General features: G+C 71.1%; 16 protein-coding genes. 13 read left to right on the forward strand and 3 right to left on the reverse strand.

Annotation, left to right across the window (positions count from 1 at the left end; translation table 11 throughout):
• Positions 1-139: 139 nt before the first annotated feature.
• On the forward strand, positions 140-460 hold the full coding sequence (locus ACQPWZ_RS19250) for a (2Fe-2S)-binding protein (protein WP_190120959.1): 321 nt from the start codon (positions 140-142) through the stop codon (positions 458-460).
• Between the two features lie 189 nt (positions 461-649).
• Here the strand turns inward: ACQPWZ_RS19250 and ACQPWZ_RS19255 are convergent, their stop codons facing one another.
• Positions 650-1084, reverse strand: a complete 435-nt coding sequence (locus tag ACQPWZ_RS19255; protein WP_340474321.1) for a pyridoxamine 5'-phosphate oxidase family protein — start codon at positions 1082-1084, stop codon at positions 650-652.
• A gap of 152 nt (positions 1085-1236) precedes the next feature.
• Between ACQPWZ_RS19255 and clpB the strand changes: the two genes are divergently transcribed.
• Positions 1237-3834 (forward strand): ATP-dependent chaperone ClpB, encoded by a 2598-nt coding sequence (gene clpB, locus ACQPWZ_RS19260; protein WP_433571969.1) that lies wholly within the window; start codon positions 1237-1239, stop codon positions 3832-3834.
• 188 nt (positions 3835-4022) lie between these two features.
• Positions 4023-4553 (forward strand): YbjN domain-containing protein, encoded by a 531-nt coding sequence (locus ACQPWZ_RS19265; protein WP_313945099.1) that lies wholly within the window; start codon positions 4023-4025, stop codon positions 4551-4553.
• Between the two features lie 7 nt (positions 4554-4560).
• Here ACQPWZ_RS19265 and ACQPWZ_RS19270 read toward each other — a convergent pair whose 3' ends face one another.
• Together ACQPWZ_RS19270 and ACQPWZ_RS19275 are read right to left on the reverse strand one after the other, a co-directional pair.
• Positions 4561-5763, reverse strand: a complete 1203-nt coding sequence (locus ACQPWZ_RS19270) for a glycosyltransferase family 39 protein (protein WP_433571970.1) — start codon at positions 5761-5763, stop codon at positions 4561-4563.
• 121 nt (positions 5764-5884) lie between these two features.
• The gene (locus tag ACQPWZ_RS19275; protein WP_340474326.1) at positions 5885-7075 is read right to left on the reverse strand and encodes a pyridoxal phosphate-dependent aminotransferase; all 1191 of its coding nucleotides are present in this window, start codon (positions 7073-7075) and stop codon (positions 5885-5887) included.
• 144 nt (positions 7076-7219) lie between these two features.
• Between ACQPWZ_RS19275 and ACQPWZ_RS19280 the strand changes: the two genes are divergently transcribed.
• The 10 genes from ACQPWZ_RS19280 to ACQPWZ_RS19325 all read left to right on the forward strand — a co-directional run bounded on the left by ACQPWZ_RS19280 (position 7220) and on the right by ACQPWZ_RS19325 (position 16640).
• Positions 7220-7477, forward strand: coding sequence for a hypothetical protein (locus ACQPWZ_RS19280; protein ID WP_433571971.1), 258 nt, complete (start codon positions 7220-7222; stop codon positions 7475-7477).
• A 69-nt stretch (positions 7478-7546) separates the two neighbouring features.
• Positions 7547-7753 (forward strand): hypothetical protein, encoded by a 207-nt coding sequence (locus tag ACQPWZ_RS19285; RefSeq protein ID WP_433571972.1) that lies wholly within the window; start codon positions 7547-7549, stop codon positions 7751-7753.
• Between the two features lie 175 nt (positions 7754-7928).
• A complete protein-coding gene (locus ACQPWZ_RS19290) occupies positions 7929-8480 on the forward strand; it encodes a DUF2617 family protein (protein WP_356703657.1) in 552 nt (183 codons plus the stop codon).
• A gap of 63 nt (positions 8481-8543) precedes the next feature.
• Positions 8544-10142 (forward strand): polyamine aminopropyltransferase, encoded by a 1599-nt coding sequence (locus tag ACQPWZ_RS19295; protein WP_340474330.1) that lies wholly within the window; start codon positions 8544-8546, stop codon positions 10140-10142.
• 41 nt (positions 10143-10183) lie between these two features.
• Positions 10184-11173, forward strand: coding sequence for an SRPBCC domain-containing protein (locus tag ACQPWZ_RS19300; RefSeq protein WP_383234525.1), 990 nt, complete (start codon positions 10184-10186; stop codon positions 11171-11173).
• Between the two features lie 92 nt (positions 11174-11265).
• Positions 11266-12060: an aldose 1-epimerase gene (locus ACQPWZ_RS19305; protein ID WP_340474332.1), complete on the forward strand. Its 795-nt coding sequence runs from the start codon at positions 11266-11268 to the stop codon at positions 12058-12060.
• Positions 12061-12099: 39 nt separating this feature from the next.
• Positions 12100-12648 carry an orotate phosphoribosyltransferase gene (gene pyrE / locus ACQPWZ_RS19310; protein ID WP_340474333.1) on the forward strand — a complete coding sequence of 183 codons (549 nt, stop codon included), beginning with the start codon at positions 12100-12102 and terminating at the stop codon, positions 12646-12648.
• Positions 12649-12842: 194 nt separating this feature from the next.
• Entirely contained in the window at positions 12843-13865 is a 1023-nt protein-coding gene (fbaA, locus tag ACQPWZ_RS19315) for a class II fructose-bisphosphate aldolase (RefSeq protein WP_340474334.1), read from the forward strand.
• Between the two features lie 90 nt (positions 13866-13955).
• Positions 13956-15116: a MalY/PatB family protein gene (locus ACQPWZ_RS19320; protein WP_405571435.1), complete on the forward strand. Its 1161-nt coding sequence runs from the start codon at positions 13956-13958 to the stop codon at positions 15114-15116.
• A 27-nt stretch (positions 15117-15143) separates the two neighbouring features.
• The gene (locus ACQPWZ_RS19325; protein ID WP_433571973.1) at positions 15144-16640 is read left to right on the forward strand and encodes an MFS transporter; all 1497 of its coding nucleotides are present in this window, start codon (positions 15144-15146) and stop codon (positions 16638-16640) included.
• Positions 16641-16645: the final 5 nt, after the last annotated feature.

A 16645-nucleotide genomic window follows, 5' to 3' on the forward strand; every position in this document is an offset into this window, starting at 1 on the left:
CGCAGGCCGCCTCCGTGCCCACGGGTGAAGTGGCGGGAATTCCGCCCGAGCCGTCCTGGGGTGCCTCGGCGCCCGCGAAGGTCGTCAACGACCTTGGCGAGCCTTCCTGGGGAGTCGTCCCTCCGACCAGCACAGAAGCATGACGGTTCCCCCGGACGACCGGGTCTTCCGGCGCGAGATGGCTACGGCCTATCGATCGGGGTGGCACTTCATCGACCTCGTCACGGCAATCCCCCACCGTGGCGACTCGTTGATGGTCACCCTGTTCGGAGAGCCGATCGTCGTGGCGCGCGAGGAGGACGAGGACGTCCGTGCCTACCGGTGCCTTCGCCGGCCCCGTGGAGCGCCGCAGCCCGTCCGCTGCGCCATCCGCTACGGCATGATTTTTGTCAATCTCGACCAGCGAGACCACCAGATGGTCGAGCCAGACACCACCACTGCCACCCCCCGCAGTGCCTGAGCGATTCCCCCGTCGTTGTAAATCGCTCGGGTGCTTCCCCCACACAGCGGCGCCATCGTGGACCTGAAACACGATGGCGCCGCTGTGCATTTCCCGTACTGCTCGGCGGCCTCCCCCCGGGCCCTGCGCTCCGCGGTGCTCCACGCGGGCCCTGCGCTCCACGGCGCCTCCGGCCCGCCGGCGCTCCGGTCAGGCCTTGCCGAGTGCCCGCTCCACGGAGATCTCGATGAGCACCCGGTCCGGGTTGGGCTTCGGCATCCGCCCGTAGCGCTCCGCGTAGCGCCGCACCGCGTCCTCGACCGCGTCCGGCTCCGTGCGCACCCTCGCCCGGCCCTCCAGCGTCGCCCACCGCCTGCGGTCGACCTGGCAGACGGCCACCCGGGCGCCCTGCCCCTGCGCGCCTTCCGCCTCCCCCTCTGCCCGGGCCGACGCCAGCACATGGGCCACCTTGCGCGTGTGCCGGTTGGCGATCACCCGGGCGGTCCCCGTCTGCGGGTCGAAGGTCACCCCCACCGGCACGACGTGCGGGCTGCCGTCCGGCCGCAGGGTCGTGAGGGTGCAGAGATGGTGTTCACGCCAGAACGCGAGGTACTCGGGACTGAGATGGGATACGTCTGTGGCCATGGCCCCAGGCTAGGTCGGGTCCGGCGGTGGACGGACCGAAGGCCATGCCGCGGTGACGCGCGACTGGTTGAGTGGAATAGACTCAACTTTGTGCAAGTTCGCTGAGTCAGTGTTGAGGGAACACCCCCACCCGCAAGGAGGAGAGAGCGCACGTGGACGCCGAGCTGACCAACAAGAGCCGGGATGCCATCAACGCCGCCACCAGTCAGGCGGTGACCGCGGGCCATCCCGATCTCACCCCCGCGCATCTGCTGCTGGCGCTCCTCACGGGTGAGGACAACGCCAACATCACCGATCTGCTGGCCGCCGTGGAGGCGGACCAGGCCGCCGTGCGGTCCGGGGTGGAGCGGCTGCTGGCCGCGCAGCCCAGGGTCACGGGGTCCACCGTCGCTCCGCCGCAGCCCAACCGCGAGCTGCTCGCCGTCGTCGCCGACGCGGGACAGCGGGCCAAGGAGCTCGGGGACGACTATCTCTCCACCGAACACCTGCTGATCGGCCTCGCGGCCAAGGGCGGGGCTGCCGGTGAAGTGCTGGCGCAGCAGGGCGCGTCGGCGAAGAAACTGCTGGACGCGTTCGAGACGGCAAGGGGAGGACGACGGGTGACCACCCCCGATCCCGAAGGTCAGTACAAGGCGCTGGAGAAGTTCGGTACGGACTTCACTGCCGCGGCCCGCGAGGGCAAGCTCGACCCGGTCATCGGCCGGGACCAGGAGATCCGCCGGGTCGTCCAGGTGCTGTCCCGGCGCACCAAGAACAACCCCGTGCTCATCGGTGAGCCCGGCGTCGGCAAGACCGCCGTCGTCGAAGGACTCGCCCAGCGGATCGTGAAGGGGGACGTGCCCGAGTCGCTCAAGAACAAGCGACTGGTGGCCCTCGACCTCGGCGCGATGGTGGCAGGTGCGAAGTACCGCGGTGAGTTCGAGGAGCGGCTCAAGACCGTGCTCTCCGAGATCAAGGCGAGCGACGGACAGATCATCACGTTCATCGACGAGCTGCACACGGTCGTGGGCGCGGGCGCCGGCGGCGACTCCGCCATGGACGCGGGCAACATGCTCAAGCCGATGCTCGCCCGCGGTGAACTGCGCATGGTCGGCGCGACGACCCTCGACGAGTACCGCGAGCGCATCGAGAAGGACCCGGCGCTGGAGCGGCGCTTCCAGCAGGTGCTGGTCGCCGAGCCGACCGTCGAGGACACGATCGCGATCCTGCGCGGCCTCAAGGGGCGCTACGAGGCGCACCACAAGGTCCAGATCGCCGACTCCGCGCTGGTGGCGGCGGCGACGCTGTCCGACCGGTACATCACCTCGCGCTTCCTGCCCGACAAGGCGATCGACCTCGTGGACGAGGCCGCGTCCCGGCTGCGGATGGAGATCGACTCCTCGCCGCTGGAGATCGACGAACTCCAGCGCGCCGTCGACCGGCTGCGGATGGAGGAGCTGGCGCTCAAGAACGAGTCCGACGCCGCCTCCAAGCAGCGGCTGGAGAAGCTGCGCCGCGACCTCGCCGACAAGGAGGAGGAGCTGCGCGGCCTCAACGCCCGCTGGGAGAAGGAGAAGGAGGGTCTCAACCGCGTCGGTGAGCTGAAGGGGAAGCTCGACGAGCTGCGCGGCCAGGCCGAACGCGCCCAGCGCGACGGCGACTTCGACTCCGCGTCCAAGCTGCTGTACGGCGAGATCCCGTCCGTCGAGCGGGAGTTGGAGGAGGCCTCCGAGGCGGAGGCCGAGGTCCGCCACGACACGATGGTCAAGGAGGAGGTCGGCCCCGACGACATCGCGGACGTGGTCGGCTCCTGGACCGGCATCCCGGCGGGACGCCTGTTGGAGGGCGAGACGCAGAAGCTGCTGCGGATGGAGGCCGAGCTGGGCCGGCGGCTCATCGGCCAGTCCGAGGCGGTGGAGGCGGTGTCCGACGCGGTACGGCGCACCCGCGCCGGCATCGCCGACCCGGACCGCCCGACGGGCTCGTTCCTCTTCCTCGGCCCCACGGGCGTGGGCAAGACCGAGCTGGCCAAGGCCCTCGCCGACTTCCTCTTCGACGACGAGCGGGCGATGGTCCGCATCGACATGTCGGAGTACGGCGAGAAGCACAGCGTCGCCCGCCTGGTGGGCGCGCCTCCCGGCTACATCGGCTACGAGGAGGGCGGCCAGCTCACCGAGGCGGTGCGCCGGCGCCCGTACAGCGTCGTCCTGCTGGACGAGGTGGAGAAGGCCCATCCCGAGGTCTTCGACATCCTGCTCCAGGTGCTCGACGACGGCCGTCTCACGGACGGGCAGGGCCGCACGGTCGACTTCCGCAACACGATCCTGGTCCTCACCTCCAACCTGGGCAGCCAGTACCTGGTGGAGCCGCTCACCAGCGAGGAGGAGAAGAAGGAACAGGTCCTCGAGGTCGTGAGGTCCTCGTTCAAGCCGGAGTTCCTCAACCGTCTCGACGACCTGGTGGTCTTCTCCGCCCTGTCGAAGGACGAGCTGGCCCGCATCGCGAAGCTCCAGATCGAGCGGCTCGCCAAGCGCCTGGCGGAGCGCCGCCTCACGCTGGACATCACCCCGGCGGCCCTGGAGTGGCTCGCGGACGAGGGCAACGACCCCGCGTACGGCGCCCGGCCGCTGCGGCGTCTGGTCCAGACGGCGATCGGCGACCGGCTGGCGAAGGAGATCCTGGCGGGCGAGGTCACCGAGGGCGACACGGTCCGGGTGGACCGCGTCGGGGACGGTCTGATCGTCGGCCCGGCCACCGGCAAGACGCTCTAGCGCGGCGACCGGCAAGGCGCTCTACGACCGGCCGCCGGCAAGACCTCCGGTCAGGGTCGCCGAACCCCGTCTCCCCGCTCCGCGCACTGACCCGGAGCGGGGAGATCGCGCCGCGTCGCCGGTAGGGGTTGCCAGCCCCCGCGTCGCATGGGGGAGGATGGCCACATCCGTACGAAGGGAAATCCACGGTGACCATCGATCCGTCCTCGATTCCGAATTTCGGGGGCCAGAACCAGCCTCAGGCCGCAGGACCGGCGGGCCCCGTCGTTCCCGACCAGGACCTGGTCAAGCAGCTCCTCGACCAGATGGAGCTGAAGTACGTCGTCGACGACGAGGGTGACCTCGCCGCCCCGTGGGAGGAATTCCGCACGTACTTCATGTTCCGTGGCGAGGACGACCAGCAGGTCTTCTCGGTGCGGACCTTCTACGACCGGCCGCTGCCCGTCGAGGACAAGCAGAAGATCCTCGACGTGATCGACGACTGGAACCGCCGCACCCTGTGGCCCAAGGTCTACACACACCTCCACGACGAGGAGGAGACCCCCGCCACCATCCGTCTCATCGGCGAGGCGCAGATGCTGACCGGCACGGGCGTCAGCCTGGAGCACTTTGTGTCCTCCACCGTCAGCTGGGTGCGCGCCGCCATCGAGTTCGACAAGTGGCTCGTCGAGCAGCTCGGCCTCGAGCCGGCCGAGGAGAAGCCCGCCGACGACGCCTGAGCCCCGGCTACAGCGCGATGGGGGACAGTGTCAGCAGATACGTCCCGTAGGCGAACGAGAGCCCGGCCAGGGCGACGGTCATCACGACCGCCGTTCCGGGCCGGGTTTTTGTCAGCGCGCGGGCGAGCGGCAGCAGCAGCGGGAAGGCCGGCAGCAGGAAGCGCGGCTTCGACTCGAAGAAGCCCGAGCCGCCGAGCGTGATCAGCAGCAGCACCGCCGTGTAGACGACGATCGCGGCCGGTGGCCTGTCCAGGAGGAGCAGCGCGAACAGCAGCATCGCCGCCGCGACCACCAGCAGCGCCACCATCAGCGAGAACAGCGTCGGCTTCAGCACGATGTCCCGCACCACCTTCAGCGCCCCCACCCCGAAGTCGAACTTCGAGGTCCAGCCGCGCTGTACGGCGAAGTACCCGCCCAGCACATCGCCCTTGCGGAAGCCGACCGAGAGCACATAGCCGCACCAGCCGAGCGGTGCCACGGCCGCGCCCGTCCAGAGGCGCCACCCGGCCCGCTCGCCCGTGCGGGCCGCCCGCACCAGTTCGTACGCCGCCACCGCCACGACCGCTGCCGCCACCGCGATCCCGTTGGGCCGCGACAGACCGGCGAGCGTCGCGAGCGTCCCCGCCCACAGCCAGCGGCGGGTGAGCACCGCGTACAGCGACCAGGCGGCGAAGGCGGTGAGCACCGGCTCCGTGTACGCCATGGACAGCACGATCGAATGGGGCAGCAGCCCCCACAGCACCACCGTCACGGTCGCCGTGCGTCGTCCGTGCAGCCGTTCCACGACGGCGTAGATGCCCCAGGCCGCGGCGCCCGCCGCGGACCAGGAGATCAGCAGCCCGGCGGTCCCGCTGGTCACCGGCAGCACGGTGGTCACCGCCCGGATCAGCGCCGGATAGAGCGGGAAGAAGGCGAGGTCGCTCTGGACCGCGCCGTCCGGCCAGTACAGCGTGCGCCCGTAGCCGTGCTCGGCGATCAGCATGTACCAGTCGGAGTCCCAGGCCCGGGCGATGATCGCCCGCGGCGAGCGCCCGATGTGCCAGGCCCAGCCGGCCATCACCAGCAGCCCGGTCAGCCTCGCCGCGGCGAACAGCCCCAGCGCCGGTGCCGCACGCAGCAGTGCGGCGCGCCAGCGGGGTACGGGCCGTGCGCCCGCCGCCGCTGCTCGGTCGAAAGTCTCGGCGGACAGGGTGCACCTCCGGGCGCGCACATGGGTCGGACAATCCGACCATGAGCGGCCGCGGCCGCACACGCACGCGCTGACCGGCCGACGGGGCCGGTTCCTACCCGGTCGGTCGAAGGGACGCGTGTCGGCCGTGACAGGCGCGGCTCTAGCCGCTAGCGAGCCCCTTGAGACGGGTCACGGCCTCCTGGAGTACGTTCTCCCGCTTGCAGAAGGCGAACCGGACGAAGGGCGCTCCCTGGTCGCGGTGGTCGTAGAAGACCGCGTTGGGGATGGCGACCACGCCGCACCGCTCGGGCAGCGCACGGCAGAACGCGAAGCCGTCGTCCTCGCCCAGCGGCCGGATGTCGGTGGTGACGAAGTACGTCCCGGACGGCCGGTAGACCGCGAAGCCGGCGTCCGCGAGCCCGGCGCTCAGCAGGTCCCGCTTCGCCCGAAGGTCGTCGCGGAGCCCGTCGAAGTACGTCTGCGGCAGCCGCAGTGCCTCGGCCACCGCGTACTGGAACGGCCCGGCCGACACATAGGTCAGGAACTGTTTGGCCGAGCGCACGGCGGCCACGAGTTCCGGCGCGGCGGTCACCCAGCCGACCTTCCAGCCGGTGAACGAGAAGGTCTTGCCCGCCGACCCGATGGTGACCGTGCGCTCCCGCATCCCCGGGAAGGTGGCGATCGGCGTGTGCTCGCCGTCGAACACCAGGTGCTCGTACACCTCGTCCGTGACGACCAGCAGATCCCGCTCGACGGCGAGGCGGGCGATCGCGGCCAGCTCCTCGCGGCTGAGCACGGTGCCGGTCGGATTGTGCGGGGTGTTCAGCAGGATCAGCCGGGTCCGGTCGGTGACGGCGTCGCGCAGCTCGTCGAGATCGAGGTGGTAGGCGCCGTCCCGCGGCCGGAGCGTCACCGGCACGCGGCGGCCGCCGGCCATCGCGATGCAGGCGGCGTACGAGTCGTAGTACGGCTCCAGCGCGACGACCTCGTCGCCGGGTTCGACGAGCGCGAGGAGCGAGGCCGCGATGGCCTCGGTCGCCCCCGCGGTGACCAGCACCTCCGTGTCGGGGTCGTGGACGAGGCCGTACCGGGTGCGCTGGTGGTCGGCGATCGCGGTGCGCAGCTCGGGCACGCCGGGGCCCGGCGGGTACTGGTTGCCGCGCCCGTCGCGCAGCGCCCGGACCGCGGCTTCCCGGATCTCGTCGGGTCCGTCGGTGTCGGGGAACCCCTGGCCGAGGTTGATCGATCCGGTCCGCAGGGCCAGCGCCGACATCTCCGCGAAGATCGTCGTGCCGAACTCCGCGAGACGGCGGTTGAGCAGGGGCCGGGGCTCGGGCGCGCGTACGTTCATGGTCGCCATCCTGTGCGCAAGCTCTGGAGTTCCTCAAGTCTGCTTTGGGCCCGAGACGCCGGGGGCATCTCCCTCCCACGCAAGAAGCGGTCACGCGAAGACGCGGGGGTCTCGCTTCGGGGGAACGAGAGGACGGTGAGAGCGATGCCGGCTTTCTTCGGCATTCTGGTGGGCATTTTCGTGCTGGTCGTGATCATCTCGGTGGTCAGGGGCGGCAGCAGCAGCACGCGGCGCAGGCGTACGGCCCGGAGCAGTGGCGGGGCGGGCGGCGGCGGCAGCTGGTGGGCCGGCAGTGACGGCGGCGGCGGCAGCAGCTCGTGCGGCGGTGGCTCATCCTCGTCCTGCGGCGGCGGGTCGTCGTGCGGCGGAGGCGGCGGCGGTTGCGGAGGCGGAGGCAGCTGACACGGGGCAGCTGGTCCGTGCACATCGACAGGGCACCCGGTGGGCAACCACCGCCGGGTGCCCTGTTGTGTGTCGGTGCTGTCGGTGCTGCTGCCGTGCGGCGTTGTCGGCGTTTTCGGCGTTGGCGGCGTGCGCAGCACGAGCGGCGCCCCGCCCCGGTACCGCGCGGAGGCCACCGGCGTCACGTTGACCCGCCCGGAGCTTTTTGTTGAACAGTTGAACCGTAAGGCCCCCGAGGGGATGGAAACCACTCCAACTTGGGTAAAAACGCGGTGAGCGCCGCTTACTTCGTGATTCCCTCGCTGTTGGAACCTGTTGGAACCATCAAGCCCTTGGACCAGCTCGGACCCGACCCGAGCGCAGCGGTCCCCGGAACCTCTTGAACTCCCTGTCAGGGGCGCCCCAGGTCCACGTGTCCACCCCCGCCGAAGCATGTTTGCGGAGCCGACCCATGCTTACGACCCTTCAGACTGCCTACACCGACACCCGTGCCGCCGACCTCGCCTGGGCCCTGGGCCGGGAGCCACTCCCCGCCCTGGCCGTTCTCGACCTCGAACTGGGCCGGGCAAAACTGCAGTTGAGGCTGCTGGGCGCCTCCCACCAGGTGCTGCTCCAGGAAGACGGCAGCAGCTGTTCCGAGACCGTTGCCTGTATGCCCGGAAGCAGTACGCCGCTGCCGCTGGGTGTCGCCAAGAGACTCGGCGACTGGGAGTACGAGTTCGCCGCCCGCGTCGAGACGCTGTCGCAGGGCTCGTTCGCGGGCCGGGCGCAGGAACTGCTGGCTCTTGTCGCCGACCATCCTCATTCGCTGGCCGGGACGTTTCCCGGCTCACCGCACGCCTTTACCGCGATGATGGCGCAGCGGTTCGAGGGCCAGGTGCGGTGGCGCACCTGGCACGCCTATCCCCAGGAGGGCCGCCTCGTCGTCACCCGCACACGCGTGGGCGCGCTCTCGCCCGCCCGGCGCACGTCCCCGTCCCTCCTCGAGCCCGCGTCCCTCTAGTTGCACCTAGTTGCACCCTTGTGGGTGACAGGGTGCGCCCGAACCGTGACGTAGCGTTACAGCATGATCGACCGGCAGGAGCAGTTGTCTCCGCCCCAGAGCGCGGTGTGCCTGCCCGTGCGCCCCGATGCCGGCCGGTTCCTCGTCCTGGCGGCGGTCTTCGTCTGCGCCGCCTGTGGACTGGTGTACGAGCTCGAACTGGTCGCGCTCGCCTCCTATTTGATCGGCGACTCGGTCACCCAGGCCTCCGTGGTCCTTTCCGTGATGGTCTTCGCCATGGGCATCGGCTCGCTGCTGGCCAAGCGGCTGCGCTGCCGCGCCGCGGTCGGGTTCGGGCTGCTGGAGCTGACGCTCGCGCTCGTCGGCGGCTGCTCGGCGATGGTGATGTACGCGGCGTTCGCGTGGATCGGTGAGTCCCGGGTCGTGCTGGTGGCCTTCTCGCTCGCCATCGGGGTGCTGATCGGCGCGGAGATCCCGCTGTTGATGTCCCTCATCCAGCGCATCTCCCGGCGGGACGCCGAGGGCACGGTCGCGGACCTGTTCGCCGCCGACTATGTGGGCGCCCTCGTCGGCGGGCTCGCCTTCCCCTTTCTGCTGCTGCCCTGGCTCGGCCAGCTCACCGGCGGACTGCTCACCGGCGCGGTCAACGCGATCGCCGGCGGATCGCTCGTCCTCTGGCTCTTCCGCCGGGATCTGACCCCCCGTTCGCGCGGCTGGCTCCTCGTCGCGAACGTACTGGTGCTCGCCGTCCTCGCCACCGCGACCGCGCTGGTCGACGACTTCGAGCGGGCCGCGCGCCGCGCGGTCTACGGCGACCAGGTGCGGGTCGCCGTGCACACCGACATCCAGGAAGTGGTGCTGACCGGCCGCCCGTCGGGGCCGCCCGACCTCTTCCTCGACGGACGGCTGCGGGTCAGCGGCCGCGACGAGTACCGCTTCCACGAGGCGCTGGTGCACCCCGCGATGCGCGGCCCGCACGCCCGGGTGCTGGTGCTCGGCGGCGGGGACGGGCTCGCCGCGCGGGAGGTGCTGCGCTACCGCGATGTCACCTCGGTGACGGTCGTCGAGCTGGACCCGGGTGTCGTCCGGCTCGCCCGCACCGACCCGGCCCTGACCGAGCTGAACGACCGCGCCTACCGCGATCCGCGGACACGGGTGGTCACCGAGGACGCCTTCAGCTGGCTGCGCTCGGCGCGCGGGGGATACGACGTGGTCATCGCCGACCTGCCCGACCCCGGCATCACCCCCAGCACCAAGCTCTACTCCCAGGAGTTCTACGGACTCATCGCGCGGGTGCTCGCGGACCGCGGCCGGCTCGCCGTGCACGCGGGGCCCGTGACCTCGCGCCCGCGCACCTACTGGACGGTCGACGCGACCCTGCGCGCGGCGGGATTCGGCACCAGCCCCTATCGCGCCACCGCGCGGGCCTCCGGTTTCGCCGCCGGACCCGACCGGGCCACCGGCCGGGCCTTCGAGCCGTACGACTGGGGGCTTCTGCTGGCCGCGCCGGGACGCACCCCGGAGCTCGGGCTCGATCCCCGCGCGCCGCGCCTGCGTTCGCTCAGCCGGGCCGTGCTGGCCGCCGAGGCCTGGGGCGCCGAGCGCACGAGAGGCCGGGACCTGCCGCCGTCGACGCTGGTCCATCCGCGATACACGGAGTGAATCGCAGACGTGAGCGGTCGCTCTGGGTACGCTCGACTTCCATGGACCATGAGGTGTTCGTTCCGGTTCCGGCAGAGACCGTCCGACAGACGCTGAGGGACCCTGCCCGGGTCGCTCGCTGTGTCACGGGCCTCCAACAGGACGCCGACGAGTCCGCGGGCCCGCTCTCCGGCCGGCTCAAGGTCCGCATCGCCAATCACTCGATCACCTATCGCGGTGCCCTGCGCATCGTCGAGCGGGACGATGTGTTCACGGTCGAGGGCGACGGTGTGGAGTCCCGCGGTACGGGCTCGGTGCAGGTGACGCTCACGATCCGCCCCACCGAGGCGGAGGGCGGCACGACCATCGGCTTCACCGGCACGTCCACGGCGAAGGGCAGACTCTCCGAGCTGTCCGAGCAGTCCGCGCAGCAGGCGGCCCACCGCATGCTCGACCGGTTCGCGGAGCGTCTGGCGACCGTGGCGATCGAGCCGCCCGCGGGGGCCGGCGGCGGCGAGAGCCCGGGGCCCGTGAGCTCGGACGACGCCGAGCGCCTCGGACTCGTGGACGACGAGGACGCGGCGCCGGCGGGGGACGCGCGCGCCGGGGGCGCCACGCAGAGCGCGACCGCCGGGACGGACGACATCGCCCCCGACCCGCTCGACGAGGAGGAGCCCGGGGACGAGGAGACCCCCTCGACGGAGGAGACGGTCTTCGACGCCCCGGTGCCGCCGCCCTCGCTCGGACCGCTCGCCGACGACGAATTCGACACGGATCTTCCCGGCGCGGCAGACGAGCTGGAGGAGAACGATCTGGACGATCTCCCCGGCCCTTCCGACGAGCCGATGGCGGAAGCCGCGCACGCCCGCCGGACCATGATCGGACGCAGCGCCGAAGAGGTCGACCACGCGCCGCCGCGCGGCCGGTACGCGCCCCTGCCCGCCCCGGACGCCACCGGTGTGGGCGTGCCGCTGCGCTGGCTCGCACCCGCCGCGGCCCTCGCGGTCGCGTCGGCCGTCGTGGTGGGCCGGGCGCTGCGCCGCCGCAGGTAGGTCACCGCGCGCCGCCGCGGACCGCGCACGTCCCGGCCACCGGGACCGGGGAGTCCGCCGTACGGCGGCGCGGCGAACAGTAGTGTCGTCGTGTGAGTAGCAGCGAAGAGAGCGTCCGGCTGGCCGCCGGAGACGTCGAGTTGACCGTGCATCCGCAGAACGGCTGCCGCGTCGCAAGCCTGGTCATCGGAGGCACCGAGGTGCTCCGGCAGGGCGAGCGGTACGGCTCCTTCCCGATGGTCCCGTGGTGCGGCCGGGTCGGGGACGGCCGGTTCCGCAACGGTGACGTGGTGCATCAACTACCGCTCAACTCCCCGCCGCACGCCATTCACGGCACCGGCCGGGACGTCGCCTGGCGCACCGCCCGCGCCGGCAAGGACGAGGCGGCCTTCACCTTCGAACTCGCCGAGCCCTGGCCGTACACCGGGCGCGTCACGCAGACCTTCGAGCTGACGGAGGACTCGCTGACGCTCACCATGGGCGTCGAGACGTACGACACCTCGTTCCCCGCGCAGGCCGGCTGGCACCCCTGGTTCCTGCGCACTCTCGGTGGCCAGGATGTGCGCATCGACTTCACCGCCGCCTGGCAGGAGGAGCGCGGCGAGGACCACCTCCCGACCGGCCACCGGATCCCGCCCCAGCCGAGCCCGTGGGACGACTGCTTCGGCATGCCCGACGGTGTTCTCGTCACCCTCACCTGGCCCGAGCAGCTGGAGCTGACCGTGGCCAGCCGCTCCGAGTGGGTCGTGGTCTACGACGAGCAGGACGAGGCCGTGTGCGTGGAACCCCAGTCCGGTCCGCCGAACGGTCTCGACTCCGATCCGCGGTTCGTCACCCCGATCGACCCGCTGGAGATGGCCACGACCTGGAGCTGGCGCCGGCTGTGACCGTCGGGGAGGCCTGCGGAAGACCCTAAGCTCGTGGGCATGACTGACGTACGCGCTGAGCTGCTCCAGCAGATCAAGGACAAGGCCGTGGTGCACGGCAAGGTGACCCTCTCGTCGGGTCTTGAGGCCGACTACTACGTGGACCTTCGCCGGATCACGCTCGACGGAACCGCCGCGCCGCTCGTCGGTCAGGTCATGTCCGACCTGACCGCCGACCTCGACTTCGACTGCGTCGGCGGGCTCACGCTGGGCGCCGACCCCGTGGCCACGTCGATCCTGCACGCTGCCGCCGCGCGTGGACAGCGCGTGGACGCCTTCGTCGTCCGCAAGGCGGCCAAGGCGCACGGCATGCAGCGGCGCGTCGAGGGCCCGGACATCACGGGCCGGCGCTGCCTCGTCGTCGAGGACACCTCCACCACCGGCGGTTCGCCGCTGACGGCTGTCGAGGCCGTGCGCGAGGCCGGCGGCGAGGTCGTGGCCGTGGCGACGATCGTGGACCGGGCGACCGGCGCCGGGGAGAAGATCAGCGGCACGGCCGGGGTGCCGTATCTGTACGCGTACTCGCTGGACGAGCTGGGCCTCGCCTGACCGACGAGGGCTTCTGACCTGCGAAGACGATGAAGGGCGGGCTGTTTCACGTGAAACGGTCCGCCCTTCTCGCATACGCGCAGACCGGGCGGGGTGGAGTCCGGTGAAGAGTCTGGAAAGATAGGCGCCGACGATGACGTCGCCCCCATGTCAGGGCCAGCACTTAACACCCGCACATCCCAAGGAGCGGACAGATGCCCATCGCAACCCCCGAGGTCTACAACGAGATGCTCGACCGGGCGAAGGCAGGCAAGTTCGCCTACCCGGCCATCAACGTGACCTCCTCCCAGACCCTGCACGCTGCGCTGCGCGGCTTCGCGGAGGCCGAGAGCGACGGCATCATCCAGATCTCCACCGGCGGTGCCGAGTTCCTGGGTGGCCAGCACAGCAAGGACATGGTCACCGGAGCGGTCGCCCTGGCCGAGTTCGCGCACATCGTCGCCGCGAAGTACGACATCACGGTCGCCCTGCACACCGACCACTGCCCCAAGGACAAGCTGGACGGCTATGTCCGTCCGCTGCTCGCCATCTCCGCCGAGCGCGTCGCCGCGGGCAGGAACCCGCTGTTCCAGAGCCACATGTGGGACGGCTCCGCCGAGACCCTCGCGGACAACCTGGCCATCGGGCAGGAGCTGCTCGCGCAGGCCGCCGCCGCCAAGATCATCCTTGAGGTCGAGATCACCCCGACCGGCGGCGAGGAGGACGGTGTCACCCACGAGATCAACGACGAGCTCTACACCACCGTCGACGACGCGATCCGCACCGCCGAGGCGCTCGGCCTCGGCGAAAAGGGCCGCTACCTGCTCGCCGCCTCCTTCGGCAACGTCCACGGCGTCTACAAGCCGGGCAACGTCGTTCTGCGCCCCGAGCTGCTGAAGGACCTCCAGGAGGGCGTCGCCAAGAAGTTCGGCAAGGCCGAGCCCTTCGACTTCGTGTTCCACGGCGGTTCCGGTTCGACGGCCGAGGAGATCGCGACCGCGCTGGAGAACGGCGTCGTCAAGATGAACCTCGACACCGACACCCAGTACGCCTTCACCCGCCCCGTCGCGGACCACATGTTCAAGAACTACGACGGTGTGCTGAAGGTCGACGGCGAGGTCGGCTCCAAGAAGACCTACGACCCGCGCACCTGGGGCAAGGCCGCCGAGGCCGGCATGGCCAAGCGTGTCTCCGAGGCCTGCGCCGCCCTGCGCTCCACGGGCACCAGGCTCAAGTAAGCACCGTCCGCACCGCAGTCTCGCGCCCGCCGGGCCCGGCACCCCTTCCCGGGGTGCCGGGCCCGCGGCATGCCGTCAGGAGATCTCACCATGACGTACGACTTCGACACCGTCGTCGACCGCCGCGGCACCTGGTGCATCCAGTGGGACGGGGTCGCCGAGCGCTTCGGGGTGGACGGGCTGCTGCCGTTCACCATCTCGGACATGGACTTCACCTCCCCGCCGGAGGTGCTCGACGCGCTCCAGCAGCGCGTCGCCCACGGTGTCTTCGGATACACCGACTGGCGTCACGAGGACTTCCTGTCCGCGGTGGGCCACTGGTTCAGCAGCCGCTACGACACCGCGATCGACACCGGCCGGCTCGTCTACGGGCCCTCCGTGCTCAACCAGCTCTCGCAGCTGCTGCGGATGTGGAGCGAGCCCGGTGACGGGATCGTCGTCCACACCCCCACCTACGACGGTTTCCTGAAGGCGATATCCGGGCTCGGGCGGGAGCTGCGCGGGGTGCCCGCCGGTGACATGGCGGCTCTGGAGCGGCAGCTCGCCCGGCCCGACAGCACCGTGCTGGTGCTCTGCTCGCCGCACAACCCGACCGGCCGGGTGTGGACGGAGGCCGAGCTGACGGAGACGGCACGGCTGGCGGCGGCGTACGGAGTCGCCGTCGTCAGCGACGAGATCCACGCCGACTTCGTCCACCCCGACTTCGTGGCCCCAGGTCAGCGGCATCTGCCCTGGACGCGCTTCGGCACGGGCCGCTGGGCCCTGATCACCTCCGCCACCAAGGCCTTCAACTTCCCCGCGCTGAGCGGCTCGTACGGCATCATCGGCGATCCCGACGACCATGCGGCGTTTCTGCGCCGGATGCAGACCGGGGAGGGGCTCGCCTCGCCCGCCGTGCTGTCGCTGACCGCGCACATCGCCGCCTACCGCCGGGGCGGTCCGTGGCTCGACGCGCTCGACTCGTACGTCGCCGGCAATCTGCGCATGGTCGCCGAGCGGCTCACCGCCGCGTTTCCGCAGCTCGGCTGGGAGCCGCCCCAGGCGGGCTACCTCGCCTGGATCGATCTGCGGGCCCTCGGGATCGATGACGCGGAGCTTCAGCGGGAGCTGATCGAGCGCGAGAAAGTGGCCATCATGCCGGGTACGACATACGGCTGCGAGGGCTTCGTCCGGCTGAACGTCGGCTGCCCCCGCGCCAAGGCCGAACAAGGGGTGGACGCGCTGATTCGCGCCCTCCGCCGACTCGAATGAGACGCCCGCCACTGGGATGATCCCGGTATGGACAACCGCCCGGGCGACATCCGACTCTCCTCGGTCACCGGCCGGTGGGTGATCATGACGACCGTGCTGGGTTCCGCCATGGCCCTGCTGGACTCGACCGTCGTCAACGTGGCCCTGCCGCGCATCGGCGAGGATCTCGATGCGGACCTGGAGGTCCTCCAGTGGACCGTGAACGCGTACACGCTGGCGCTGGCGGGCCTGATCCTGCTGGGCGGGGCACTCGGTGACCGCTTCGGGCGGCGCAGGGTCTTCGTCATCGGTGTCATCTGGTTCGCCGGCGGGTCGCTGCTGTGCGGCCTGGCGCCCAACGACATCGTCCTGGTGCTCGCCCGCGCCCTCCAGGGCGTCGGCGGCGCGCTCCTCACCCCGGGATCGCTCGCGCTGATCCAGGCCAGTTTCCATCCGGACGACCGGGCGCGCGCGGTCGGACTGTGGTCCGGGTTCGGCGGCATCGGGGCCGCCATCGGCCCGTTCGTCGGCGGCTGGCTGGTCGACGGGCCGGGCTGGCGCTGGGTCTTCCTGCTCAACATCCCGCTCGCGCTGCTGTGTGTTCCCGTGGCGCTGCGCCATGTGCCGGAGTCGCGCAACCCGAAGGCTCATGGCCGGTTCGACATCCTCGGTGCGGTGCTCGGCGCGGCCACACTGGCCCTGGTGACCTACGCGCTCATCGCCTCGCACGTGTGGGCGGGCATCGCGGGTGTCCTCGTCGGCACCGCCTTCATCCTGCTGGAGCGGCGACGGCCCGACGCCATGCTGCCGCTGTCGCTCTTCAAGTCCCGGCTGTTCGCCGCGGTCAACATGGTGACCGTGTGCGTGTACGCGGCGTTCGGCGGCTTCTTCTTCCTGGTCGCGCTGCAACTCCAGGTGGTCGCGGGTTACTCGGCGCTCGGCGCGGGTCTCGCGCTGCTGCCGACGACCCTGATGATGCTGCTCTTCTCCGCGAAGTCGGGCGAGTTGGGCGACAAGATCGGCCCGCGCATTCCGCTCACGGTCGGTCCGCTGTTCTGCGCGGCGGGCATGCTGCTGATGCTGCGCGTCGGCGAGAACGCGTCGTACCCGGCCGATGTGCTGCCCGCGCTGCTGGTCATGGGGCTGGGCATGGTGACGGTGGTCGCGCCCCTGACGGCGACGGTGCTCGGCTCCGTGGACATGGCCCGTGCCGGTATCGCCAGCGGCATCAACAACGCGGCGGCGCGGGCCGCGGGCCTGCTCGCGGTGGCGGCGCTCCCGATGCTGGCGGGGATGGGCCCGGAGGCGTACCGGTCGGCGGTGGAGTTCGGGGAGACGTTCCGCAAGGCGATGCCGATGTGCGCGGGTGTGCTGGTGGTGGGGTCGCTGATCGCGCTGTGGCGGGTCCGCAAGCCGGAGCACGTGCCGGAGCGGGCGCGGCCGGAATGCAGGATCAACTGCGGGGTGGGGGCGCCGCCGCTGGAGCCCTCGGCGCGGCAGGTGCCCGGACCGAAGGTCGACCCGACCCGCCCGGACACGCCCTAGTACGG

This window comes from Streptomyces sp. CA-251247, from assembly GCF_050952975.1.
Lineage (GTDB): Bacteria > Actinomycetota > Actinomycetes > Streptomycetales > Streptomycetaceae > Streptomyces > Streptomyces achmelvichensis.